Annotated in this window: 22 protein-coding genes; 14 read left to right on the forward strand and 8 right to left on the reverse strand. The window is 68.0% G+C overall.

The window, feature by feature from the left end; all coding sequences use genetic code 11:
* Positions 1 to 188: 188 nt before the first annotated feature.
* The 3 genes from ACYQOP_RS15655 to ACYQOP_RS15665 form a co-directional block, all read right to left on the reverse strand.
* Positions 189 to 1,130 carry an ABC transporter ATP-binding protein gene (locus ACYQOP_RS15655; protein WP_461222973.1) on the reverse strand — a complete coding sequence of 314 codons (942 nt, stop codon included), beginning with the start codon at positions 1,128 to 1,130 and terminating at the stop codon, positions 189 to 191.
* Positions 1,127 to 2,092 (reverse strand): ABC transporter permease, encoded by a 966-nt coding sequence (locus tag ACYQOP_RS15660; RefSeq protein WP_461222974.1) that lies wholly within the window; start codon positions 2,090 to 2,092, stop codon positions 1,127 to 1,129. The genes ACYQOP_RS15655 and ACYQOP_RS15660 overlap by 4 nt, the downstream gene beginning before the upstream one ends.
* A 164-nt stretch (positions 2,093 to 2,256) precedes the next feature.
* Positions 2,257 to 3,273, reverse strand: coding sequence for an ABC transporter substrate-binding protein (locus tag ACYQOP_RS15665; protein ID WP_207411417.1), 1,017 nt, complete (start codon positions 3,271 to 3,273; stop codon positions 2,257 to 2,259).
* 86 nt (positions 3,274 to 3,359) lie between these two features.
* Here ACYQOP_RS15665 and nikR point away from each other — a divergent pair, with 86 nt between their 5' ends.
* The gene (gene nikR / locus ACYQOP_RS15670; RefSeq protein ID WP_461222975.1) at positions 3,360 to 3,896 is read left to right on the forward strand and encodes a nickel-responsive transcriptional regulator NikR; all 537 of its coding nucleotides are present in this window, start codon (positions 3,360 to 3,362) and stop codon (positions 3,894 to 3,896) included.
* A 9-nt stretch (positions 3,897 to 3,905) separates the two neighbouring features.
* Here the strand turns inward: nikR and ACYQOP_RS15675 are convergent, their stop codons facing one another.
* Together ACYQOP_RS15675 and sseA are read right to left on the reverse strand one after the other, a co-directional pair.
* Positions 3,906 to 4,763, reverse strand: a complete 858-nt coding sequence (locus ACYQOP_RS15675; protein WP_461222976.1) for an urease accessory protein UreD — start codon at positions 4,761 to 4,763, stop codon at positions 3,906 to 3,908.
* A gap of 25 nt (positions 4,764 to 4,788) precedes the next feature.
* Complete coding sequence (sseA, locus tag ACYQOP_RS15680) at positions 4,789 to 5,637, reverse strand: 3-mercaptopyruvate sulfurtransferase (protein WP_461222977.1); 849 nt, start codon at positions 5,635 to 5,637, stop codon at positions 4,789 to 4,791.
* A 134-nt stretch (positions 5,638 to 5,771) separates the two neighbouring features.
* Here sseA and ACYQOP_RS15685 point away from each other — a divergent pair, with 134 nt between their 5' ends.
* The 6 genes from ACYQOP_RS15685 (at position 5,772) to yciA (ending at position 9,575) form a co-directional block, all read left to right on the forward strand.
* Entirely contained in the window at positions 5,772 to 6,014 is a 243-nt protein-coding gene (locus ACYQOP_RS15685) for a hypothetical protein (protein WP_461222978.1), read from the forward strand.
* 2 nt (positions 6,015 to 6,016) lie between these two features.
* On the forward strand, positions 6,017 to 6,370 hold the full coding sequence (locus tag ACYQOP_RS15690) for a hypothetical protein (RefSeq protein ID WP_461222979.1): 354 nt from the start codon (positions 6,017 to 6,019) through the stop codon (positions 6,368 to 6,370).
* 301 nt (positions 6,371 to 6,671) lie between these two features.
* Positions 6,672 to 8,177 carry a DEAD/DEAH box helicase gene (locus tag ACYQOP_RS15695; RefSeq protein ID WP_207411422.1) on the forward strand — a complete coding sequence of 502 codons (1,506 nt, stop codon included), beginning with the start codon at positions 6,672 to 6,674 and terminating at the stop codon, positions 8,175 to 8,177.
* Between the two features lie 162 nt (positions 8,178 to 8,339).
* Complete coding sequence (locus ACYQOP_RS15700; protein WP_056433746.1) at positions 8,340 to 8,525, forward strand: YegP family protein; 186 nt, start codon at positions 8,340 to 8,342, stop codon at positions 8,523 to 8,525.
* 193 nt (positions 8,526 to 8,718) lie between these two features.
* Entirely contained in the window at positions 8,719 to 9,018 is a 300-nt protein-coding gene (locus tag ACYQOP_RS15705) for a hypothetical protein (protein ID WP_461222980.1), read from the forward strand.
* A 152-nt stretch (positions 9,019 to 9,170) separates the two neighbouring features.
* Positions 9,171 to 9,575 carry an acyl-CoA thioester hydrolase YciA gene (yciA, locus tag ACYQOP_RS15710; RefSeq protein WP_461222981.1) on the forward strand — a complete coding sequence of 135 codons (405 nt, stop codon included), beginning with the start codon at positions 9,171 to 9,173 and terminating at the stop codon, positions 9,573 to 9,575.
* 33 nt (positions 9,576 to 9,608) lie between these two features.
* Here yciA and ACYQOP_RS15715 read toward each other — a convergent pair whose 3' ends face one another.
* On the reverse strand, positions 9,609 to 10,757 hold the full coding sequence (locus tag ACYQOP_RS15715) for a zinc-binding metallopeptidase family protein (protein WP_056433426.1): 1,149 nt from the start codon (positions 10,755 to 10,757) through the stop codon (positions 9,609 to 9,611).
* 372 nt (positions 10,758 to 11,129) lie between these two features.
* Between ACYQOP_RS15715 and ACYQOP_RS15720 the strand changes: the two genes are divergently transcribed.
* The 3 genes from ACYQOP_RS15720 to ACYQOP_RS15730 are packed head-to-tail and all read left to right on the forward strand — an operon-like array spanning position 11,130 to position 17,829.
* Entirely contained in the window at positions 11,130 to 14,399 is a 3,270-nt protein-coding gene (locus ACYQOP_RS15720) for a transglutaminase family protein (RefSeq protein ID WP_461222982.1), read from the forward strand.
* Positions 14,396 to 16,915 carry a circularly permuted type 2 ATP-grasp protein gene (locus tag ACYQOP_RS15725; protein ID WP_461222983.1) on the forward strand — a complete coding sequence of 840 codons (2,520 nt, stop codon included), beginning with the start codon at positions 14,396 to 14,398 and terminating at the stop codon, positions 16,913 to 16,915. The genes ACYQOP_RS15720 and ACYQOP_RS15725 overlap by 4 nt, the downstream gene beginning before the upstream one ends.
* Entirely contained in the window at positions 16,912 to 17,829 is a 918-nt protein-coding gene (locus ACYQOP_RS15730; RefSeq protein WP_461222984.1) for a transglutaminase family protein, read from the forward strand. Before ACYQOP_RS15725 ends, ACYQOP_RS15730 begins: the two co-directional genes overlap by 4 nt.
* A gap of 143 nt (positions 17,830 to 17,972) precedes the next feature.
* Here the strand turns inward: ACYQOP_RS15730 and aqpZ are convergent, their stop codons facing one another.
* Positions 17,973 to 18,713 (reverse strand): aquaporin Z, encoded by a 741-nt coding sequence (aqpZ, locus tag ACYQOP_RS15735; RefSeq protein WP_461222985.1) that lies wholly within the window; start codon positions 18,711 to 18,713, stop codon positions 17,973 to 17,975.
* A 310-nt stretch (positions 18,714 to 19,023) separates the two neighbouring features.
* Between aqpZ and ACYQOP_RS15740 the strand changes: the two genes are divergently transcribed.
* The 4 genes from ACYQOP_RS15740 to ACYQOP_RS15755 all read left to right on the forward strand — a co-directional run bounded on the left by ACYQOP_RS15740 (position 19,024) and on the right by ACYQOP_RS15755 (position 22,923).
* Positions 19,024 to 19,308: an acyl carrier protein gene (locus ACYQOP_RS15740; protein ID WP_311273973.1), complete on the forward strand. Its 285-nt coding sequence runs from the start codon at positions 19,024 to 19,026 to the stop codon at positions 19,306 to 19,308.
* Between the two features lie 3 nt (positions 19,309 to 19,311).
* On the forward strand, positions 19,312 to 20,835 hold the full coding sequence (locus tag ACYQOP_RS15745; protein WP_461222986.1) for an AMP-binding protein: 1,524 nt from the start codon (positions 19,312 to 19,314) through the stop codon (positions 20,833 to 20,835).
* The gene (locus ACYQOP_RS15750; RefSeq protein WP_461222987.1) at positions 20,828 to 22,126 is read left to right on the forward strand and encodes a type III PLP-dependent enzyme; all 1,299 of its coding nucleotides are present in this window, start codon (positions 20,828 to 20,830) and stop codon (positions 22,124 to 22,126) included. Before ACYQOP_RS15745 ends, ACYQOP_RS15750 begins: the two co-directional genes overlap by 8 nt.
* A 182-nt stretch (positions 22,127 to 22,308) precedes the next feature.
* Entirely contained in the window at positions 22,309 to 22,923 is a 615-nt protein-coding gene (locus ACYQOP_RS15755) for a hypothetical protein (protein WP_461222988.1), read from the forward strand.
* A 71-nt stretch (positions 22,924 to 22,994) separates the two neighbouring features.
* On the opposite strand, the gene mntR is transcribed toward ACYQOP_RS15755, so the two are convergent.
* Positions 22,995 to 23,447 carry a manganese-binding transcriptional regulator MntR gene (gene mntR, locus ACYQOP_RS15760; RefSeq protein ID WP_056433737.1) on the reverse strand — a complete coding sequence of 151 codons (453 nt, stop codon included), beginning with the start codon at positions 23,445 to 23,447 and terminating at the stop codon, positions 22,995 to 22,997.
* Between the last annotated feature and the right edge of the window lie 61 nt (positions 23,448 to 23,508).

Here is a 23,508-nt window from a genome sequence, read left to right on the forward strand (position 1 = left end):
GGCCCGCGAAGCGGGTCGGATGAGGGGTGTGCCATCTCCGGAAAGGTCGCCCCCTCTCCCGGTCGCTCCGCGACCACCCTCCCCCGCAGAGGGGGGAGGGCTGTGCCCGAGCGCCCCGGATGCGTGAACGTCGGCATGCCGGAGATCGCCGTGAGGCAAGCCAGAGCCGGTCGTGTAAGACATGGCGATCATTCCACCTCGTCCCCGGCGGAGGTCATGCGCGTCACCACGTCGGGGGCGACGCTCTCCTCAGCCTCGTCCTTCGGCGGGTGGATCAGCGCGTCGAGACGGGCGCGGGTGACGCGGAATTCGGGGGTGAGCGCCTGGTTGTGGCTGCGCGGGCGCGGCACCGGGACCTCGATGAGTTCGGCGACCTCGCCCGGATGGGCGCTGAGGACGAGGATGCGGTCGGCCAGATGCACCGCCTCGTCGAGATCGTGGGTGATGAAGACGATGGTGATGTCGATCTTCTTCCAGATCTCGATGAGATAGGCCTGCATCCGGGCGCGCGACTGGGTGTCGAGGGCCGAGAACGGCTCGTCCATGAGCAGGATGCGCGGGCGGGTGGCGAGAGCCCGGGCGATGGCCACCCGCTGCTTCATCCCGCCGGACAATTGATGCGGGTAGCTGTCGGCGAAGGCCTCCAGGCCGATGAGCGCCAGCCATTGCCGGGCCTCGCGCTCCGCTTCCCGGCGCGGCGTGCCGTTCTCCTCCAGCCCGAAGGCGACGTTGCGCAGGACGCTGAGCCAGGGGAACAGCGTGTAGCCCTGGAACACCATGCCCCGGTCCGCGCCCGGCCCCGAGACCGGCACGCCCTCGACGCTGACCACGCCCGAGGTGGAGGTCTCGAGCCCGGCGAGGATGCGCACGAAGGTGGACTTGCCGCAGCCCGACGGCCCGACGACGCAGAGGAACTCGCGCCGGTGGGTGACGAGGTCGATGTCCTTCAAGGCCACCGTCACGCCGCCATCCGCCCTGCGGAAGGTCTTCGTCAGCTTCTCGACCCGGAGGGCGACCTCACGACTCTTGAGCTTCTCGAACCGGGCGCGGACCGGCTCGCACTGGGTGCGGTAGTCGCAGGCCTCGATCGGCAGGATGACGGGCGAGACGACGGGAGAGACCGAGTTCACGCTTCGCTCCTGTCATAGGGGAACAGCCGGCGGCCGAGCCAGGCGAGGGCGAGATCCGTGATCGAGCCGACGAGGCCGATGATGAGGATCGCGGCGTAGACGTTGTCGAAATGCTGGTAGCGGGCCTGCTGCGTGATGAAGAAGGTGATGCCCGACGAGGTGCCGATGAGTTCGGCGACGATGAGGTAGGTCCAGGCCCAGCCGAGCAGGATGCGCTGGTCGCGGTAGAGCTGCGGCAGCATCGCCGGCACGATCACCCGGCGGATGAGGCGGAGATTTCGCGCGCCGAGCGTCAGGGCCGCCTCGATCAGCAGCGGCTCGATCCGCCGGGTGGTATTGGCGATGACCAGCACCTGCTGGAAGAAGGTGCCGATGACGATGATCGCGATTTTCGGCCCGTCATAGATGCCGAGGATGGCGACCATCAGCGCCCCGAAGGCGGGAGCCGGCATGTAGCGCACGAACTCGATGACCGGCTCGGTGAGGCGCGCCAAAGTCGGCTGGGCGCCACAGAGGATTCCCAGCGGCACGCCGATCAGCGACGACAGCAGGAAGCCGAAGGCGATGATCTGGATCGAGTGCCACAGGCTCAGGGGCAGGCGGATGGCGTCGCGCTGGGTCGGCTGGGCCGTCAGCGAGGTCCAGAACGCGGTGGCCACTTCGTGCGGGGCGGGAAGGTAGACCGGGTTGGCGGGCCTGCCCGCCGGCTCGGCGGTGCCGGCGGCCTTGGCCGAGGCGACCTCCTCCGCGAAGGCGGCCTTCGGCACGCGCATCCCCGGCTCCATCCAGGCGATGTCGCCGGGCTCGGTCACCTCCACCAGGGGATGCCACAGGAACGGCACGTAGGAGACCGCCGCCCAGGCGAGGAGCGGGATCAGGAACGACAGGATTGCGAGGCTCGTCCGGCGGCGCGGCGAGAGCGGCCGGGCGACGCCGACCCAGGAGCGGCGGCGGGGGGACAAGGGAGACGAGACGCGGGCCCCTCCTCCCCCTTGTGGGGAGGAGTTGGAGGTGGGGGTGGTTGGGTGACCCACCGCGGCCGAGGCTAGCGGAGCCACCCCCACCCCTGTCCCCTCCCCACAAGGGGGAGGGGAAGTGCGCTCCAAGCCCTGGCGCATCTCCGCGCTCATTTGCCGTCGGTCAGCGCGGGGTCGATGTAGCTCTTCACGTCCTGGGCGGTCTTGTAGACCTCGTACTTGACGTTGAAGGCGTCGGCATAGCGGCTCGAGCCGTAGAGGGAGCCGAACCCGTCGGCATCCTTCATCACCTTGGCGCCCTCGGCCAGGGTGAGGAGCTTGGTGCCCTTGAGGAAGCGGGTGAAGGTGGGCGCGTCGATGCCGACCTTGGCCGCCATGATCGCCACCGCATCGCCCTGCGTCTTCGGGTCCTGGATATAGGCGACGACCTTGTTCCAGACGCCGACGAACTTGATCCACTCGGCCCGACGGCCCGACAGGCTGGCGGGCGAGACGGTGACCACGTCGTAGATCAGGCCCGGCTCGTCGGCGGAGGTGTAGAGCGGCTTGGCGCCGGCCGCGCCCTTCATCGCCTGCCCGGCGACGGGCTGCCAAGCGCCGATGGCCGAGACGTCGCCGGAGGCGAGAACCTGCGGGGTCTCGTTGGTCTTGGCGTTGACCAGGGTGACGTCCGTCTCCTTGAGGCCGAGCTTGGTCAGGCCGTTGATGAGGAGGAGATGTTCCACGAGGCCGACTTCGAGGCCGACCTTCTTGCCCTTGAGGTCGGCCAGTGCCTTCACGCCGGGCTTGCCGACGATCATGTCGTTGCCGTTGGAGTAATCCGTGAGCATGATCATGACGTTCTTGGCGCCATTGCCACCCATCACCAGGGCATCGCCGTTGGTGCAGGTGACGGCGTCGAGCTTGCCGGCGGAGAACGCATCCATGGAGGCCGAGTAGTCGAACCACTCGAACTTCGCGTCGACGCCGGCCTCCTTCAGCCAGCCCTTCTCGATGGCGACCTGCCAGGCGACCCAGCCGGGCCAGTCGCTGTAGCCGATGCGCAGGGGCTCGGCGGCGTGCGCCACGGGGATGGAGGCGGAGGCCGTGAGGAGGCCCAGGGCAAGGGCGCAGCCCGTGACGGCCTTGCGTCCGGCGGTCAGGATCGTGGAAAGGTGCATCTGCATTCTCCGAACCGCGTAGTACGATCGCTGGAAATCGTAATACCGATCGGCTGATTGCCATACAAAACACGTGCCAGGACGAGTTCGGCATGCAGGGGGAAGGCGCCATGGCGGGTAGCGAAGCGACGGAAGCGGCCCCCGAGGACGGCACGAACCCGGAGGAGGGAGTTGGCGGCCGGCGCAAGCCGGTGAGTCGGATCAGCCTGTCGCTTTCCGAGGATCTGCTCTGCGAGCTCGATACCATGGTGGGGGAGCGTGGCTTCGCCAGCCGCTCACAGGCCGTGGCGACGATCCTCCACCGCTCGCTCGTGGAGCACCGCCACAAGGTCGGCGACCGGGTGATGGTGGGCACGATCACACTGTTCTACGACCATCTCGCGCCGGGCGTGCAGCAGCGTTTGGCCGATCTGCAGCGGCGCTACATCGCTGAGGTCATTTCCTCTCTCCACGTCCATCTGATGAACAACCAGACCTTGGAAGTGGTGCTGGTGCAGGGGCCGGCGGCGACGCTGCAGACCATCGCCGACACGATGATCACCGAGCGCGGCGTCATCTCCGGCCGGCTGGAACTCGCGGCGGCGCTGATTCCGCCGATCCATCCGTTCCAGGGAGAGAAGGCCCCCTGACGAGGGGCCTCAGCTCTGCCAGACCCGGGGCATCGGCGCGCCACGGTAGTCCACCAGGATACAGGCGGCCGTCACCCGCAGGGCGTCGGGGTCGGCGCTCAAGAAACGGGCAACGAGGTGCCCGTTCCAGGCACTGGCCGCCACATCCACCCCTGTCGGTCCCAGACTGTCGAGATGGGCGCGAAACCGCTCCAGGCGGGATTCCGCATCTGCCGAAACATCGAGCAGAGTCGCCATCGCGCGGGCACCGCCGCCGAAGGCCGTCCGCTCCAGAAGGGCGGTGATCGGCCCGTCGAAGGCGACGGAATCCGCGTAGGTCAGACGCCCCGCGCGGCGGATGCGCCATGCGTCCCGGAACAGGCCCGTTTCCATACGCTCATGGCGCGCCGTTCGCCCGAAGACCACCGCCTCGAAAGCGAGCAACCGGGCATCGGGCGCAAGGTCCACTTCGAACCGTCGCTCCAGCCGCGCGCGGTCGAACAGGATCGTCTCCTGCGGCAGCCAGTCGAGACCCGCGCCCTCGGCCAGGGTCGCGGTCGTCGTCACGCGGCTCGAGAGACCGTCGGACTTGTAGATCTTCTCGGCGGCCGTCGTCGTGAGCACGAGATGCGCGCCGGCATCGACCGTCGCCTCGACCCGGAAACCGTCGCCGCAGGCGATGCCGCCCGCCGTGTTGAGCAGCACCGCCTCGCAGACACCCTCGCCATGGCGCGGCAGGCGCAGGCGCAACGGCCCGGCCTCCGAGAGATCGGCGATATGCGTGCCCGCCCCGTGGCGGACGACGCGCACGGCGACGCGCCCCTCCGAGCGCTGGCGCACCGGAACAATAGCGTGAGGGACGGTGTCGAGGCTCGCGAGGTCGGCCACGGGAAGGGGGTCCCGCGCGGAACCCTCAGGCCGGCCCTGTCGCGACCGGACGCGCGGGATCGACGCCCCATTCGGACCAGGACCCATCGTACAGCGCACGGGGCGGGTGGCCCAGCGTCTCCAGGGCGAGCGAGACGATGGCCGCCGTGACGCCTGAACCGCAGGTGGTGATGACCGGCTTTGCCGGATCGACCCCGGCCTCGGTGAAGACCGCGCGCAGGGAATCGGCGTCCTTCAGCCGGCCGTCCGCCTGGAGCGCGGAATAATGGACGTTGCGGGCACCCGGCATGTGGCCGGGACGTACGCCGGGGCGTGGCTCGGCCTCCTCGCCACGGAAGCGCGGGGCGGAACGGGCATCGACGACCTGCGCCGAACCGCGCTCCAGGGCGCGAGCGACATCGCCGGCATCGGCCACGGCGCCATGGTCCAGTCGCGCCGAGAAATGGCGCCGGTCGCGCCGGGGGCCGTCGCCATCCTCGGTCTTGCCGCCGGAGGCGAGCCAGGCCGGGAAACCGCCTTCCAGGATCTGGACGTCGCGCACGCCGAAGGTGCGCAGCATCCACCAGACCCGGGGGGCGGAGAACAGACCCATTCCGTCATAGACGATGATGTGCATGCCGTCGCCGATGCCGAGTTCGCGCATGCGCGAGGAGAAGACCTCCGGGCGGGGCAGCATGTGCGGCAGCGGCGACGTCTCGTCACTCACGGCATCGATATCGAAGCGGATCGCGCCGGGTATGTGCGCGGCCTGGTACTCGGCCTCGGCGTTCCTGCCTTGGGCGGGGAGATACCATGACGCATCCAGCACGATGATGCCCGGCGCGCCGAGACGCTCCTTGAGCCAGTCGGTCGTGACGAAGTGCGAAGGCGTCATGTTTTCTCGGTCCGTGAGGAGGGTCAGCGCCACTCAACCACATCCGCCCCCGGCTTGCACAGTCGGTGCGTTGAGGCGAAAGCTCACCGCATGACGAGCCGCAGCCACGAACCCCTTCCGGAGCGGACAGAATCGTGAGTTCCCGCGAGACGTTCCACATCGAGATTCTCGGCTCCGAGGACGAGGGAGAGGATCGCGTGCGCCAGCGCCTGTCGATCCGCGCGAGCGGGCCCGAGAGCGCCACGGAGCGCGCGCTCCTGCTGTTCGCACGGGCACGGGCACCCCAGCGCTCGGGCGGACCGGCCGAGGCGGTACGGGTCATCGACGGGGCGGGGACGGAAGTCTTCCACCGCACGCGTTTCGACGAGACCGCCTGACCATGCGCGTCCTCGCGGGCCTCGTTCTGATGCTTCTGTTCGCGGGCCTGTTCGTACGGAGCTACACGTTGCCGCCCGCACCGGACCGGCGCGGCGGCACCACCATCGCCCTGGCCTGGCCGAATCGTGCCCTGTTCGGCAGCCCACGCGGAGATTGCGTCGGCGGCCCGGAAGACGAGGCGGTCATCGCCTGCCTGATCGGCTCCGTGTCCCGGTTCCGGGCCGAGACGATGTCCCTCGTCCAGCTCCCGTTCTGCGGCACCTGCTACGGCCTGTCCCAGACCCTCGCCTCCCTCGGCCGGGACGAGAAAGCGGTCCAGGCCAAGCTCGCCCAGATGGCGCGTTTCGGCTGGTAAGGCCACACGTCCAGGCGCTCAGCGTATGGCTCAAGGCCGAGATTGACTTCGCAGGCGCGAAAGCGCATATCGCAGTTGCAGCGTCAGCGGCCGTGACAGGTTCGCTTGAGAGGGCTGCGTGACGGATCGCCGATTGCGCGTCAGCGCGACCCAAGCGACCTGAGCCCCTCTCTTCAAACGTGCATGCACCCGGATCGCCCCATCACGCGGGCGACCTCCAGCTCAACGGACCAGTCCCTTCGATAAGACGACCATCCTATCCGATGGCGTCCGGCCGGTCCCGCTGCCTGAAAGTCTACCCTTGACCCAATTTACCGATTTCGGCCTCGCTCAGCCCGTGCTGCGCGCCCTGGATGAGGCCGGCTACAAGACTCCGACCCCGATCCAGGCGCAGGCCCTGCGCCCCGCCATGGAAGGCCGCGACCTCTGCGGCATCGCCCAGACCGGCACCGGCAAGACCGCGGCCTTCGCGCTGCCGATCCTGCACCGCCTCGCCCAGAACCCGCGCAAGGCCATCCGCCGCGGCTGCCGCGTGCTGGTGCTCTCGCCCACCCGCGAACTCGCCAACCAGATCGCCGAGAGCTTCTCGGATTACGGCAAGCACCTGTCCTTCACCAACACCGTGGTGTTCGGCGGCGTCACCATCTCCCGTCAGGAGAAGGCGCTCGCCAACGGCGTCGACATCCTCGTCGCCACGCCGGGCCGCCTGATGGATCTCATCGAGCGCCGCTCGCTGACCCTCGAAGCCGTCGAGATCCTCGTCCTCGACGAGGCCGACCAGATGCTCGACCTCGGCTTCATCCACGCCCTCAAGCGCATCGTGAAGATGCTGCCGAAGGAGCGCCAGAGCCTGTTCTTCTCGGCGACCATGCCGAAGAACATCGCGGGCCTCGCCGATCAGTACCTGCGTGACCCGGTCCAGGTGGCCGTGACTCCCGTGGCGACGACGGCCGAGCGTGTGACGCAGGAGGTCATCTTCGCCCATACCGGTGCGAAGCAGGCCCTGCTGAACCACATCCTGCGCGACCCCGCCATCGAACGCGTCCTGGTCTTCACCCGCACCAAGCACGGCGCAGACCGGGTCGTGCGCGGCCTGGAGAAGGTCGGGATCAACGCCTCGGCCATTCACGGCAACAAGTCCCAGCCGCAGCGCGAGCGTGCTCTCGCCGCGTTCAAGGACGGGTCGTGCCGCGTCCTGGTGGCCACCGACATCGCCGCCCGCGGCATCGACGTCGAGGCCGTGAGCCACGTCATCAACTACGACCTGCCCAACGTGCCCGAGAGCTACGTCCACCGCATCGGCCGCACCGCGCGCGCCGGGGCGAACGGGCTCGCCATCTCGTTCTGCAACGACGAGGAGAAGGCCTACCTGCGGGATATCGAGCGCACCACGCGCCAGAAGATCCCCGTCGGCGCCTTCCCCGAGGGCTTCAACCCGCCGACCCGCCAGGAAGCGGCCGAGGCCGCGCAGGCCGAGGAGCGTCGTCCGGCGCCCCAGGGTCAGCGTCCCGGCCAGCGCCAGGGTCAGCGTCCCGGCGGCGGACGCCCCGGCTTCGGCGGTCGTCCCGGCGGCGGTCGCGGCGGCGAGAGCCGTGGCGGCCAGCCCGGCGGTCCGGCCCGTTCCGGCCGTCCGCAGGAAGGCCGCGGCGATCGTCCGGCGGAAGGGCAGGGCCGTGGCCCCCGTCCCGACCAGCGCGGCGACACCCGCGCTCCGCGCCAGGGTGAACGCCCGCGCAGCGGCGGCGGCGGCAATGCCGCCGGCGAAGGTCGCGCCATCGGCTGGCTCGACCGCTTCCCGCGTTCCTGATCCGAATCGATCCCAGACGGTCGAGTTCGCTCGACACGACGCCGCCCCGGATCGTCCGGGGCGGCGTTTTCGTTTGAGCCCAAGGCCGGGACGGATATTGCCGACGGACGATCCCGCGCCATCTCAGCCTCTGGCGGGCATCTCCGCGAGGGAGGCATGGGCATGCGTTTCGAACTGTACCGGGATTCGAGTGGCGACTGGCGCTGGCGCCTCCGAGTCACGAACGGGAACGTCATCGCCGATTCGGCCGAGGGCTATGCCCGCAGGGAAGATTGCGAGCATGGCATCACCCTGGTGAAGGGTTCGGCCGATGCCAGCATCGTCGACATGACGTTGAAGATCGCCTGACCCGTCCATGCAAAGCCACCGACGCGGAGACCCCGCCCGCGAAGGCCGTTCCCGGGAAGGTTGCCGTTAAGCTTGCCGACGGAGGGCATGAAACGGTTTGCCGATTCTGTGCGTTCGGCTGACGGCCAAGCATGCATTCCTTCGCATGCCGTCGTATCATCACCGTCGTTCGATCACTCGAGGAGTCATGAACGTGTTGAGGAAACTCCTTCTGGCCGCCTTGCTGGCCCTGGGCTTCGCCGCCCTGCCCCCCCAGGGCGCCTCGGCCGCGCCCATCGGCCCAGTCTCGGCCCTTCAGAGCGAGGCCGCACCGGCCGTCGCCGAGAAGGCGCAGTACTACTATCGCCGGCCGTATTATCGTCGCCCGTTCTACGGTCGTCCTTACTACGCCCGTCCGTATTACCGTCGGCCGTACTTCGCGCCGCGTCCGTTCTACCGCCGGCCGTTTTACGGTCCGCGCCGGTTCTACGGCCCGCGTCGCTTCTACTACTGAGTCGGTCACGCCGGTCGGTTTCGAGGCCCGGTCGTCCCATTCGGGACGGCCGGGCTTTTTCTTGACCTGATGCCCCTTGTCGGCCGATGCAGGAGGCCAAGCGACGTCTCGGACGAACGAAGGCGTCGCAACGAGGATGGGTGGAGACCGGAATGGGCGAGACCAGCGACCCGCGCGGCGACCTCACGGTGCGCACCATCGCCATGCCGGCCGACACCAACGCCAATGGCGACATCTTCGGCGGCTGGGTGATGTCGCAGATGGACCAGGCAGGTGGAATTGCCGGTGTCGACCAGGCCCAAGGCCGCGTGGTCACGGTGGCGGTCGACGCGATGACCTTCATTCGTCCGGTACGGGTGGGCGATGTGCTCTGCGTCTACACGCGGGTGGAGAGTGTCGGCCGCACGTCCATGAAGATTCAGGTCGAAGCCTGGGCGCGTCGCTTCCGCACCAAGCTGCGCGAGAAGGTCACCGAGGCGACCTTCACCTTCGTCGCCATCGACGATGATGGGCGCCCACGCAGGCTTCCCAAATCGGAGCCGGAACAGGGAATGTGAGCCCTGAACCGGCCCTAGGGTTCGGCTCGCGGCTCAGACGTTCGGCGGTGCCACGCGCTGGCGCAGGCCGGTGATCACCGCCTTCAGAATATCCGAATCGAGATGATCACCCGTGACCGAGCGAACGGTTTCGATCCGGTCGTGGATGAAGGCGAGTTTGGCGATGACGGCCGGTGTCAGCTTGAAGGGATAGAGCGCCGGCTGCCCCATGCTGCGGCTCAAGGAATTCACCGCATAGGTCAGCGGCAACCAGGCCGAGATCAGGCGATCGAGGTCTGGCGACTGATACGGATCGAAATCGATCACGACGGGGTCCGGCGCGCCGTTGCGCAGGCGAGGCCGCACGTGCAGTTCGAAGGTGCTCGCCGTCTCCACCGTGTCGACGATGTGGAGGTAATGCGCCCAGGTCTCGGCGAAATCCTCCCATGGGTGGCTGGTGGCATAGGCGCTGACGTAGGATTCCTGCCAGTCCGCCGGCGCGCCTTGGGCATAGTAACGCTGCAGGGCCATGCCGTAGCTGGCACGCTCGTCGCCGAACAGGTCACGGAACGACCAGATGCTCTGATCGTAGCGGATCAGGACGTTCCAGAAATAATGCCCGATCTCGTGGCGGAAATGGCCGAGGAGCGTGCGGTAATACTCCCCGAACAGCATCCTGCGCCGTTCGCGCTCGACATCGTCCGCCTCGGCGATGTTCAGGGTGATGAGGCCGCTGCGGTGCCCGGTGAGCACGGGAGGGCCGACGCTGTAACTCTCGGCGGGGTCGACCAGAAAGTCGAAGGCCAGACCGGTGGCGGGGTTCTCGTCCCGTGTCATCAGGGGCAGGTCGAGGCGAAGCAGCGAGTAGAACAACCGGTGCTTGGCGGCCTCGATCTGGCGCCAGCGCGTGAGATTCCAGGCGAGGGCCAGGTCCGGCACCACCCTGTTGTGCCGACAGCAAGTACAGTACCGGTCTGGACTGTCATCGGGCAGCAGCCAATTACAGGCACTGAACTCGGCATTTGCACAGAAGCGGTACTTCCGGCCCGGATCGGCATAGGCGTGCCAGACCGTCCCGGACGGCTCCAGGGCGGAAATCTCGTGGGTGCCGCAGACATAGCCGAGCCGCCGCTGACAGCTCTCGCATTCCGTACTCTCGAAACTCGCCGGCTGGTTGCAAGCCTGGCACTGAAAGATCTTCATGGGCCGGCCGGGCCCGCACTATGGGCGCCGGCATATGCGTGAGGGAACGCTTCGCGGCGAAGCCCCGCGTCACGATGCACGGAATTTGCTTTCTGCTCGACGGCGGGCAGCGTCGCCATGCCGTCTGTCTGAACTGCCAGGGCCAATCTGCTCACGTGATGAACGTCGTCACCTCCCATCGCCCGGTAGGGCAACGCCGCTGTAGACTAGCACCGATTTCGACTGCCGTCGGCGGCGATCACAGCCTATGGTCATTCGGCCTCAAAACGCCGATGACAACCGTGGGGCGCTTCGGTGATGCGCTCCGGTTTCCCGCCACCGCCGCGCGTCCGCCGCGCGCCCGGTCTCACGTCCGAACCAGCGGGAGTCCCCGTGTCCATTAAAGCCGCTCTGCACCACGTCACTCACTACAAGTACGATCGGCCGATCCAGCTCGGACCGCAGGTGATCCGCTTGCGCCCCGCGCCGCATACGCGCTCGACCGTGCCGGCCTATTCCCTCAAGATCCTGCCGGAGAACCACTTCATCAACTGGCAGCAGGACCCGAACGGGAACTGGCTCGCCCGTCTGGTCTTCCCCGAGCGGACCACCGAATTGAAGATCGAGGTCGATTTGACCGCCGAGATGGCGGTCATCAACCCGTTCGATTTCTTCGTCGAGGATTACGCCCAGACCCGCCCCTTCGCTTACGAGAGCGACCTGACCGCGGAGCTGAAGCCTTATCTCGTCACCGACGACGCGGTGGGCCCCGAGATCGACGCGCTGCTCGAGCGGCTGCCCGAACAGCCCAACACCGTGCTCTTCCTCGTGGCCCTCAACGCCATGATCGCTTCCGAGATCACCTACGGCGTCCGCATGGAGCCCGGTGTCCAGACACCGTCCGAGACGCTGACGCTCAAGAGCGGCTCCTGCCGCGATTCCGCTTGGCTCCTGGTCCAGGTGCTGCGCCGCATCGGCCTCGCCGCGCGCTTCGTCTCCGGCTACCTGATCCAGCTCGTTCCCGACACCACCGCCGTCGACGGGCCGGCGGGCACCAGCACGGACTTCACCGATCTTCATGCCTGGGCCGAGGTCTACCTGCCGGGTGCCGGCTGGATCGGCCTCGACGCCACGTCGGGCCTGCTCTGCGGCGAGGGGCATATCCCCCTTGCCGCCACCCCGCATTATCAATCCGCCGCGCCGATTTCCGGCCTCGCCGAACCCGCCGAGGTGGAGTTCGGCTTCGAGATGACGGTGACCCGCGTGGCGGAAGCCCCGCGCATCACGAAGCCCTTCTCCGAGGAGGTCTGGGCCAAGATGGATGCGCTGGGCGAGCGGATCGATGTCGATCTCGCCGAACAGGACGTGCGCCTGACCATGGGCGGCGAGCCGACCTTCGTCTCCATCGACGATTTCGAATCGGCCGAGTGGAACGCCGCCGCCGTGGGGCCGACCAAGCGCGGCCTCGCCGACAAGCTGATCCGGCGCCTGCGCACCCGCTTCGGACCGGGCGGCATGCTGCATTACGGCCAGGGCAAATGGTATCCGGGCGAGAGCCTGCCGCGCTGGGCCTTCGCCCTGTACTGGCGCCGGGACGGCAAGCCGATCTGGAGCAATCCCGACCTCGTCGCCAAGGAGGACGGCCCGCGTGACGCCACCTCCAGCAAGGCGAAGGCGCTGATCGACGGCGTCGCCAAGCGCCTCGGCCTCGAAACCTACGTGTTCCCCGCCTTCGAAGACCCGATCTACTGGGAGGAGAAGCGGGAGGAGCTGCCGATCAACGTCACCACCTCCGACGCCAAGTTTCCGAACCCGGAGACCAATGCCCGTATCGCGCGGGTGTTCGAGCGCGGCCTCGGCGAGGCCGCCGGCTATGCTCTTCCCCTGGCGAGCCTGCCCATGGGTAAGGACGATCCCGACGACCGTCGCTGGATTTCTGAGCCCTGGGAATTCCGCCGTACCCACGCCTTCCTGACGCCGGGAGATTCACCGGTGGGGTATCGCCTGCCGCTGAGTTCGCTGCCTTTCGTGCCGCCGGAGCATTACCCCTACTACCAGCCCCAGGACCCGCTGGAGGAGCGGGGCGCGCTCCCCGAAGGTCATCCCGGCACGAAGACCGAGAACGGATCGGGCGTCACCGGCGTCGCCGTGCGCACGGCGCTCGCCGTCGAGCCGCGGGATGGGGTGCTGCGGGTGTTCATGCCGCCGTTGCAGCGGGTGGACGAGTATCTCGAGCTCATCGGGCATCTCGAGGCCGTCGCCGCCGAGCTGAAGCAGCCCCTGCATATCGAGGGCTACGAGCCGCCGTTCGATCCGCGCCTCAACGTCATCAAGGTCACGCCCGATCCGGGCGTGATCGAGGTCAACGTCCACCCCGCCACCTCGTGGCGCGAGGCCGTCACCATCACGAGCGAGCTCTACGAGGATGCCCGCCAGATCCGCCTCGGCGCGCAGAAATTCATGACCGACGGGCGCCATACCGGCACCGGCGGCGGCAACCACGTGGTGCTGGGCGGCGCCACCCCGGCGGATTCGCCGTTCCTGCGCCGGCCGGACCTGCTGAAGAGCCTCGTGCTCTACTGGCAGCGCCACCCCTCACTCTCCTACCTCTTTGCCGGGCTCTATATCGGCCCGACGAGCCAGGCGCCGCGCATGGACGAGGCCCGGCACGACGGGCTCTACGAGCTCGAGATCGCCCTGGCGCAGGTGCCCAAACCCGACGAGCCCAACATCCCGCGCTGGCTCGTGGACCGGATCTTCCGCAACATCCTCGTGGACGTCACCGGCAACACCCACCGCTCCGAGATCTGCATCGACAAACTCTACTCGCCGGACGGCCCCACCGGCCGCCTCGGCCTCTTGGAGTTCCGCTCCTTCGAGATGCCGCCGGACCCGCGCATGAGTCTGGCCCAGCAACTCCTGCTGCGGGCCATCGTCGCCTGGGCCTGGCGCGAACCGCAGGAAGGCGGCTGTGTCCGTTGGGGCACGGGCCTGCACGATCGCTTCATGCTGCCCCACTTCCTCTGGACGGACTTCCTCGGCGTGCTGGAAGACCTCCGCCAAGCCGGCTACGACTTCGATCCGGCGGCGTTCCAGGCGCAGTACGAGTTCCGCTTCCCGGTCTTCGGGACGGTGGAGCAGGGCGGCGTCAAGCTGGAACTGCGGCAGGCATTGGAGCCCTGGCACGTGCTGGGCGAAGAGGGGGCGATCGGTGGAACGGTGCGGTACGTGGACAGCTCTGTGGAGCGTCTGCAGGTCAAGGTCGAGGGCTTCGTGCCCGGCCGCCACATCATCAGCTGCAACGACCGGCGCCTTCCGATGACCGGCACCGGCACGGTGGGCGAAGCGGTGGCGGGCCTGCGCTTCAAGGCGTGGCAGCCGGCCTCCTCGATGCATCCGACGATCCCCGCGCATTCGCCGCTCACCATCGACATCCTCGATGCGTGGAGCGGACGCTCGATCGGCGGCTGCCGCTACCATGTCAGCCATCCCGGCGGCCGCAACTACGAGACCTTCCCGGTGAACACCTACGAGGCCGAGGGTCGGCGTCTCGCGCGCTTCCAGGCCCACGGCCACACCCCCGGAAAGGTCGAGATGCCGGCCGAGGAGATCAGCCGCGAGTTCCCGCTCACGCTCGACCTCAGGACACCCGCGCCCAGATGACGAATATGGCCGAGGCGCAAGCCGGAAGACGGGCGAAGCGTCTTGCGCGCTGGACCTCGGACTACCAGCCTCGGCCCGGTATCCCGGACGAGTTCGTGGGGGCGGGAGGCGCGCATCTCGGTGCCTGGCCCCGCCTGCTCGACCGGCTCGGGACCCTCAGCGGAACCGAGATCACCACCCGCTTCGCCTCGGCGGAGCGGCATATCCGCGATACCGGGATCTCCTACCGGATCTACGGCGACCAGCGCGAGCATGCCTGGCCACTGAGTTCCCTCCCTCTCGTGATCGAGAGCGCCGAATGGCGCGCCCTCAGCGCTGGCATCGTTCAGCGCGCGGAGCTGATGGAAACCATCATCTCCGACATCTACGGCCCCGGCCGGATGGTGTCGGAGGGCGTGCTGCCGGCGGCCCTCGTGGCCGGCAGCCCGGAATTCCTGCGACCGCTCTCAGGGGTGAAGCCGCCCGGCGGGCGCTGGCTCAAGCTCTACGCCGCCGATATCGGCCGGGGGCCGGACGGGCGCTGGCGTGTCCTCGCCGACAGGACGCAGGCTCCCTCCGGTCCCGGCTACGCGCTGGAGAACCGGATGGTGCTCACCCGCGCCTTCCCGGACCTCTACGCCGACCTCCATGTCGAGCGCCTCGCCCCGTTCTTCCAGGCGTTTCGCGACGGGCTGGTCATGGGTGCGCAGCGGAGCGACCCGCGTATCGGCCTTCTTACCTCCGGGCCGTTGAGCTCCACCTATGTCGAGCAGGCGGCGCTCGCGCGCTATCTCGGCCTGCTGCTGGTGGAGGGTGACGACCTCGTGATGCAGGACGGCGCGCTCCACGTGCGCACCGTCTCAGGGCTGAAGCGCACCGACGTGCTGTGGCGGCGCATCGATTCCGACTATATCGACCCGCTCGAACTGAACCCGGCCTCGCGCCTCGGTATTTCCGGGGTGCTGGAGGCTCTGCGCAACGGCAGTCTCGTCGTCGGCAACATGCCGGGTTCCGGCATCCTCGAATCGGGTGCGCTCGGCGCCTACCTGCCGCGCATCGCCCGCTACTTCCTCGGCACCGATCTCAGCCTCGAAGGGCTGAAGAGCTGGTGGTGCGGCGATCCCGACGCGCTCGCCCATGTCCGCGACAACCTCGAACACCTCAACCTCCGCCCTGTGGCGACGCCGACCAAGGGGATGGGTCGCGACGCGATCCTCGGACCGCACGCGATCGTCGCCGAGCGCGAGCGCGTGGTGGCGGCCCTGCGCGACAGGCCCTTCGACTACATCGCCCAGGAACAGGCGCCGCTTTCGACCATGCCGGGCTGGGAGCGTCGGGAGGACGGGATGCGCCTCGTGCCCCGTCCCTTCGTCCTGCGGGTCTTCGCGGCGGCGACGCCGGACGGCTGGCGCGTGATGCCGGGCGGCTTCTGCCGCATCTCGGAGCGGCCCGACGTGAACCCGATCGAGATGCGGGCCGGGATCAAATCGGCGGATGTCTGGGTCCTCTCGGACCGTCCGGTCGAACCGGTCTCGCTGATGCATCCGGGCGCGCCCAGGGTTCGCCGCATCGCCGGGCACCTGCCGTCTCGCGCGGCCGACAACCTGTTCTGGTTCGGCCGCTACGTCGAGCGGGCAGAGGCGGTGATCCGGCTCGTCATCGCCCATCTCGGCAGCGTCGGGAACGCGGTGATCGCCGACATGGCGGGCGACGAGACGGCGCCGACGGCCCTGCGGATCCGCGCCCTGCTCGACGAATGGGGCGCCATCGAAGCGCCCGACCTGCCGACGGCCAAGCTCGCGCAGGAAGCCCTGAGCGGACGCCAGACTTACGGCTCGGCCCTCTCGCACAGCGTGTCGGCACGCCATAACGCGGCCTCCCTGCGCGAAAGGCTCTCCAGCGAGGCATGGCGCGTGCTCGCCGACCTGAAGGATCTCCTGGAACTCGACGAGGCGAAGGAACTGGCCGAAGCCGAGCTCCTCGGCCTGGCGGAGCGTGCCCTCAGCCACATCGCCGCCCTGGCCGGTCTCGCCCAGGAAAACATGAACCGGACCGCCGGCTGGCACTTCGTGGATCTCGGACGCCGGATCGAGCGGGCGATCAACACCTGCTCCTTCGCCGCCAGTTTCGCAGGGGACGAGGCGACGGCCGAGGATCTCGGGGTCATGCTGTCCCTGTGCGACTCGCACGTCTCGTTCGGCGCGCGCTACATGCAGGGCGTGGCGATCGACCCGGTACGCGACATGGTGCTCCTCGACCCGTTCAACCCGCGCTCCGTCGCGTTCCAGGTGGAAGCGATCTGCCGGCATCTCGCCGACCTGCCGGTGTTGCGCGTCGACGGCCTGCCGGAGACGCACCAGCGCCTCGCTCTCAAGCTGGCCGCCGAATTCACCACCGGCGAAGCATCGGAACTCGACGGCGCCGCCCTGACGCGCCTGGAGAACGCCTTCGAGGGCCTCGCCGACGCGATCGTCACCCGCTACTTCCCCAACGGCCCGCACGCCATGCGTCCGGAGAAGCTCGTGGGGCTCGCGTGATCTATACGCTGCGCCACCTCACCACCTACCGCTACGGCAAGCCCGTCCGTTACGCCCGCTGCTCCCTGCGGCTTCAGCCGCGGGACGGGGAGGGGCAGTGTGTCCTGTCCAGTGAGTTGACCGTTTCGCCGGCTCCGCAAACCCGCACCGTGCGGCGCGACTATTTCGGCCTCGACGTGGTGACCTTCCTGATCGACACGCCGCATAACGAGTTGCGGGTCGAAGCCCTGTCGCGGGTCAAGGTGGAGCGTCCGCCGCTGCCGCCGCCCGAATCCGGCATGGCATGGGAATCGGTGCGCGACACGGCGATTTCCGGTCGATCGATGGCGCCCGACGCCCCCGTGCATTTCGTGTTCCCGAGCGTCAGGGTTCCCCTCGACCCGGACGTCACCGACTATGCGCGCGCGAGTTTCACGCCCGGTCGCAGCGCATATGGCGGAGCCGTCGACCTGATGCGGCGCATGCGTGCGGACTTCAAATTCGACGCGAAGGCCACAACGGTTCACACGCCCCTCGCCAAGGCCTTCGCCCTCAAGGCCGGGGTGTGCCAGGATTTCGCGCATATCATGATCGCCGGCCTGCGCGGGCTCGGCCTGCCGGCGGCCTATGTCAGCGGCTACATCCGCACGATCCCTCCCGCCGGACGGCCGCGCCTGCGCGGTGCCGATGCCAGTCATGCCTGGGTCTCGGTCTGGTGCGGGGATGGCTGGATCGGCCTCGATCCCACCAACAATATCGGCGCCTGCGACGACCACATCGTGGTGGCGCGGGGCCGCGACTACACAGACGTCTCGCCCATCGACGGCATCGTGTCCTCTTCCGGCCCGCAGAAGCTCAAGGTCGAGGTGGATGTGATCCCGGACGGCGAAGCGATGCCGGAATCGGCGGGCGAGCCGGAAACCGAAACAGCCTGATTTCGAGCGTCGTCCTACGCGATCCCCAGATGCGGCAGCGAAGCGAACGCCTCGACGGAGGCCTTCAAGGAACGCCGAGCGTCATGGAGGCCTCGTCGGTCCCTCAGGATGAGGTCGCGAGACGGAATGGGTTCCGTCTATTCCTACGCCGGAGTCCGCTTCTCGACGATCGTCGTCTCGATGATCGTGTCCGGCTCGTAGAGCCAGCGCGCCATGGCCCCGGCCATCACGGCACCGAGCACCGGTGCCAGCCAGAACAGCCAGAGCTGGCCCATCGCCTCGGCCCCCGCGAACACGGCCGGACCGGTGCTGCGCGCGGGATTGACGGAGGTGTTGGTGATCGGGATCGAGATGAGGTGGATCAGCACCAGGGCAAAGCCGATGGGAATACCGGCAAATCCGGTGGCGGCCCCCTTCGATGTCGTCCCGATGATGATGAACAGGAAGAAGAAGGTCGCGAGAACCTCCACGAGGAAGCAGGAGAGCAGTCCATACTTGCCTGGGCTGAGGTCGCCGTAGCCGTTCGAGGCGAAGCCGTTAGGCATCCATCCGGCCTTGCCGGAGGCGATGAGGTAGAGCACGCCGGCACCGAACACGGCCCCGACGATCTGCGCGACGATGTAGGGAATGACATGATGGTCGGCGCAACGCCCGGCGGACCATAGGCCGACGGTGACGGCGGGATTGAAATGGCCACCCGAAATGTGCCCGACGGCGTAGGCCATCGTCAGGACAGTCAGTCCGAAGGCGAAGGCCACCCCGAGAAATCCGATCCCTAATTCGGGATAGGCCGCTGAAACGACGGCTGCGCCGCAGCCGCCGAAAGTCAGCCAGAATGTTCCGAAAAATTCTGCTGTCGCTCGCCGGATCGTATCATTGGTCATGACCATCTCCGCTCAAATGCAGAGGGGCGACCATCCGGTATTCAAGACCGAAGAATCGGTTCTCTGCTCGATATTCACATGAATAGCGTAGTTTTCATCACAACTCTTGGCAATCGTCGAATCGGTGCTACCGAAACGATCTCAAGGTGCGGTCTCACCTACCGATACAGAAATCTGGAGCGGTCCCGCCCGTCTCCCGTCTTGGATGACCTCCTGGCTCGGAGCACGTCCGCGTGACTCATGGACTTGCCCTGTCGACCTCGCTATGGGCGGCGACGGTCGGCGGAATGACCGATGGGGAGGCTGGAACGTGGTCGAGACAAATGTGGTCGACACCCATGCCGCCGCGCGAGAGGCGATTTTCGCCTTCATCGCTGGCCGCAACCCCGGCCTCGCGCCAGGGGCCATCACGGGCGAGACGTCCCTCGTCACCAGCGATGCCCTCGATTCCATCGGCGTGCTCGATCTGATGATGGAGCTCGGCGACCGGTTCGGCTTCGAGATCGAGGACGACGCGTTCGAACTCACGCATTTCGAAAGCATCGACGCGCTGGCCGCCTTCGTCGACGCCAAGCGGGCTGAGGCGCAGCGTTAGGATATGTCGGCGCCCGCGCTGCTGCACGACCTCCTCGACGGATCGGCATGTGCGCCCGAGCGGACCGCCCTCGTCGCCGGCACCGAACGGCTGAGCTATGGCGGGATGCGGGCCGGGGTGAATGATCTCGCAGTACGTTTGAGGAGCCAGGGCGCGGAGCCCGGCGACCGCATCGCGATCCTGCTTCCGAAATCCTTTGCCGAATGCACGGCGATCTTCGCCATCAGCCGGATCGGGGCGGTGTTCGTGCCGATCCATCCGAGCCTGCGCCCGCGTCAGGTGGCGCATATCCTCGCCGATTGCGGCGCTCGGTTCCTCATCACCGACGCGACCTTGCTCTCGGCCCTCGATCTGCCCCCCTCGAACGTTCCACCCTCAACGGGGGAGGGAGGGGTTCCCGAATTCCCGATCATCGTCCGGCTGCAGCCGGAATCCGTGACATCGCCGCCGCCCGGCCTCGCCGCGATCCTCTACACGTCCGGCTCCACCGGTCTGCCGAAGGGCGTGATGCTCAGCCATGCCAATCTCCTGGCCGGCACCCGGATCGTGCGCACCTACCTGGCGATCACGGCGGACGACCGCATCCTCTCCGTCCTGCCGTTCTCGTTCGATTACGGCCTCAACCAGTTGCTCACGAGCGTCGAGCAGGGCGCGTGCCTCGTCCTGCTGGAATTCCGCTTCGGAGACGAGGTGGTGGGTGCGCTGGAACGGCATCGGATCACTGTGCTCGCCGGCGTCCCCACCCTCTGGACCCTGCTGACCCGCGCGGCACCGAGGCTGGGAAAGACCGATCTTTCGAGCCTGCGGTTGATCACCAATTCCGGCGGAGCGGTGCCGCTGGAGACGGTTTCGAGGCTGCGCAAGGCGCTGCCGCAGACCGGGATCGTACTCATGTACGGCCTCACCGAGGCTTTCCGCTCCACCTTCCTTCCCCCGGAGGAATTGGAGATCCGGCCGGGCTCCATGGGCCGCGCCATCCCGGAGACCGAGATCTTCGCGGTGACGGCGGAGGGAGAGCGGAGCCGGCCCCAAGAGCCGGGTATCCTGCACCATCGCGGGCCCACCGTATCCCTTGGCTACTGGAACCGGCCCGAGGACACCGCCAGGGTGCTCATGCCTGACCCGCGCTTTCCGGAGGACGGAACCCTCGTCTGCCGCTCGGGCGACCTCGTCGTGGAAGACGAGGACGGTTACTTTCGCTTCCTCGGCCGCGAGGACTCGATGATCAAGAGCGCCGGGTTCCGCGTCAGCCCCACCGAAGTCGAGGAGGCGCTGATGGAAACCGGGGCCTTCCGGGCCGTGGCGGTCATCGGCCTGCCGGATGCCGCGCTCGGTCAACGCATCCATGCGGTGGCGGTGCCGACGGAGGGCGGCCCTGCCCGAGCCGAGGTGCTGCAGGACGTGCGGCGGAGCCTTCCCCCGCACATGGTCCCGCGTGCCGTCGAGAGCGTCCCGGCCCTGCCCACGACGCCCAACGGTAAGGTCGATTACAAGCGCCTCGTGGCGGAACGGACGAGCTATGTCTGACACGGCCGGCGATAGCCTCGCGGATCGCCTCGTGGCGGCACATTTCCCCCGGTCTGACGGTGTGCTTCGGGTGGGCGGGCTCGACCCGCGCGACCTCGCCGAGGCTCACGGCACGCCACTCTTCGTCTACGATGCCGACCTTCTGAGACGGGCCTATCGCGACCTTGCCGATGCGGTCTCGGGCTTCGCCGTGGTGGATTATTCGGTGAAGGCCAATCCGGCACCCGAGGTGATCCGGGTTTTCCGCGATGAGGGAGCGGGGGCCGAGATCGCCTCCGGCGCGGAATTCACCGCGTCCTGGGCGGCCGGCGTCGAACCTCGACACATCCTGTTCGCCGGGCCGGGTAAGAGCGATTTCGACATCGAGGCCACCGTCGCCGGTGGGATCGGCGAGATCCATCTGGAGAACAGCGAGGAGATGCGGCGCGTGGCCGAGGCCGCCGGGCGCCACGGCGTCGTTCAGCGCGTGGCGATCCGGATCAATCCGGGGCCCGACGCGCAGGGGGGCGCCATGCGGATGGGCGGCAAACCCTCGCCCTTCGGCTTCGACGAGGAGGAACTGGATGCGATCGTCGATGCGGTGGAGGCCGAGCCGCGCCTGCACCTGTCCGGCATCCACCTCTTTGCCGGGACGCAAGGGCTCGTCGCCGCGACGCTCCTGTCCCAATGGGCCTATGGATTGTCGCTGGCGGCGCGGGTCGCGGACCGGATCGCGCGCCCGCTGGACACGATCGACCTCGGCGGCGGCCTCGGCATCCCCTATTTCTCCACCGACACGCAGCTGGACCTCGCCGCCATCCGGGACGGCATGCCAGCGCTGATCGCCCGTGTGAAGTCAGATCCCCGCCTCAGGGATGCGCGGATCGTGCTCGAACCCGGACGTTTCCTCGCCGGGCCGGCCGGGCTCTACGTGGCGCGAGTGCGGGCCGTGAAGGTCTCGCGGGGCAGTCGCTTCGTCATCACCGATGGGGGCATGCACCACCATCTCGCCGCCTCCGGCAATCTCGGACAGGTGGTCAAGCGCGATTATCCCGTCGCCGTCGTGGTGGACCGGGGCGGGCCACGCTCGCCCAGCGCCGTCGTCGGCCCGCTCTGCACGCCCCTAGACATGCTCGCCCGCGCCACACCGCTGCCGGACCTCGCGGCAGGAGACCTCATCGCCGTGCTGCAATCGGGGGCCTACGGCCTGACGGCGAGCCCCACGGGCTTTCTCAGCCACCCGCGCCCGGTGGAGCTCCTCGTGGATGGCGGCGCGGCACGGGAGATCGGCGGAGCACTGAGGACGGACTGACGCTCCCGTCCTCCGCACGGATGAAATCGCTTCAGACTGAGGGGGTTTGGCAAGAGAACGGAAACCCTCACAGCCTTAACGTCCCCTCGCGAAAGCTACGTGACGGTCGGAGGCTCGTCGCCAGGGCATCCGACTTCGGGGGCTGTGTGGGGCGCTCGTCGCCCCGATGACGTTCGAATGCGGTGCGGGAGGTACCCCGGTTGAAAGGCGGCGGCACGATCAGGCGGAAATCCACCAAGCTCGAGTTCCTCGAGCACATCGCCGCCAGCACGCAGACGGGAAGGAGCGATCTCCCCACGGTCATGACGAGCGACGAATACGCCCGCGACCACGTGCTGATGATCTGCGAATCCCTGCAACTCGGCCTGACCCGCCTGTATCGCGACCGGGATGGATACGGCTACGAGGTGCGCATCACCCGCGCCGGCCGGCTCTTGGCAAAGGGCGACATCGAAGCGGCAGCGGCCGTCCTCGATTCCAACACCAGCGTCATGCGCCTCGCCGGCGAACCACCGGAAGGCGCGCTCGGCACCCTGCTGGCGCCAGGCAGCAAAGGGATCTCGCTGTTCGGGATCGCGGCCCGGCAATACGCGCCCGAAATGATACGCGGCGTCGCAACCGGGCATCTTTCCGTCTCGGACGGCATCATCCAGGCATCCAAGGAGACCGCGACCGGACCCAGCTGGGGCGGGTGGCGCGAGATCGGCGGGAGCGCCCGGCCTTTGCGCGAAGGGGAAACGACCTCGGTCCTGCCGTCGAGCCGCTCGACGCGCCATGTCTTCGCGCGAAAACCGTAGCGTTCCGTTCGACCACGGGGCGAAGGCCGGCACCTCTCCGTGACATGCCAGCCCCTTGAGCTTCGACCCCTTCAGGCCTTGCGCTCCGTGAAGTCGCGAAAAGCCTCCAGCGTCTCGGCGCTCACGTGATGCTCGATTCCTTCGGCATCGCGCCGCGCGGTCTCGGCGCTGACGCCGAGGGCACAGAGAAAATGCTCGACGATCCGATGGCGCTCGCGGCTCTGGACCGCGAGCATGCGCCCGCTCTCGGTGAGGAACACGCCGCGATAGGGGCGCTGCTGGACGAGGCCGTCCTCGGCCAGGCGTTTCAGCATCTTGGCGACGGTGGGCTGGGCGACGCCGAGGCGTGCGGCGATATCGACCTGCCGCGCCTCGCCGCCATCGCCGATGAGATCGGCGATCAACTCCACGTAATCTTCGACGAGTTCGAGGCGGCGCGCCTCGCGTGCCTGCCGGAAGCTCTCCACATGGACGTCCGGATCGACCAGAGGGGCGTCGGGCATGGATCGCGACGAATCCTGCATGATGCCGGGCACCCCTTGCTTCATCGGTGTCACGGACACGGACCATTCCGTTCCCGAGCCG

Source organism: Methylobacterium sp. CM6247, assembly GCF_054817925.1.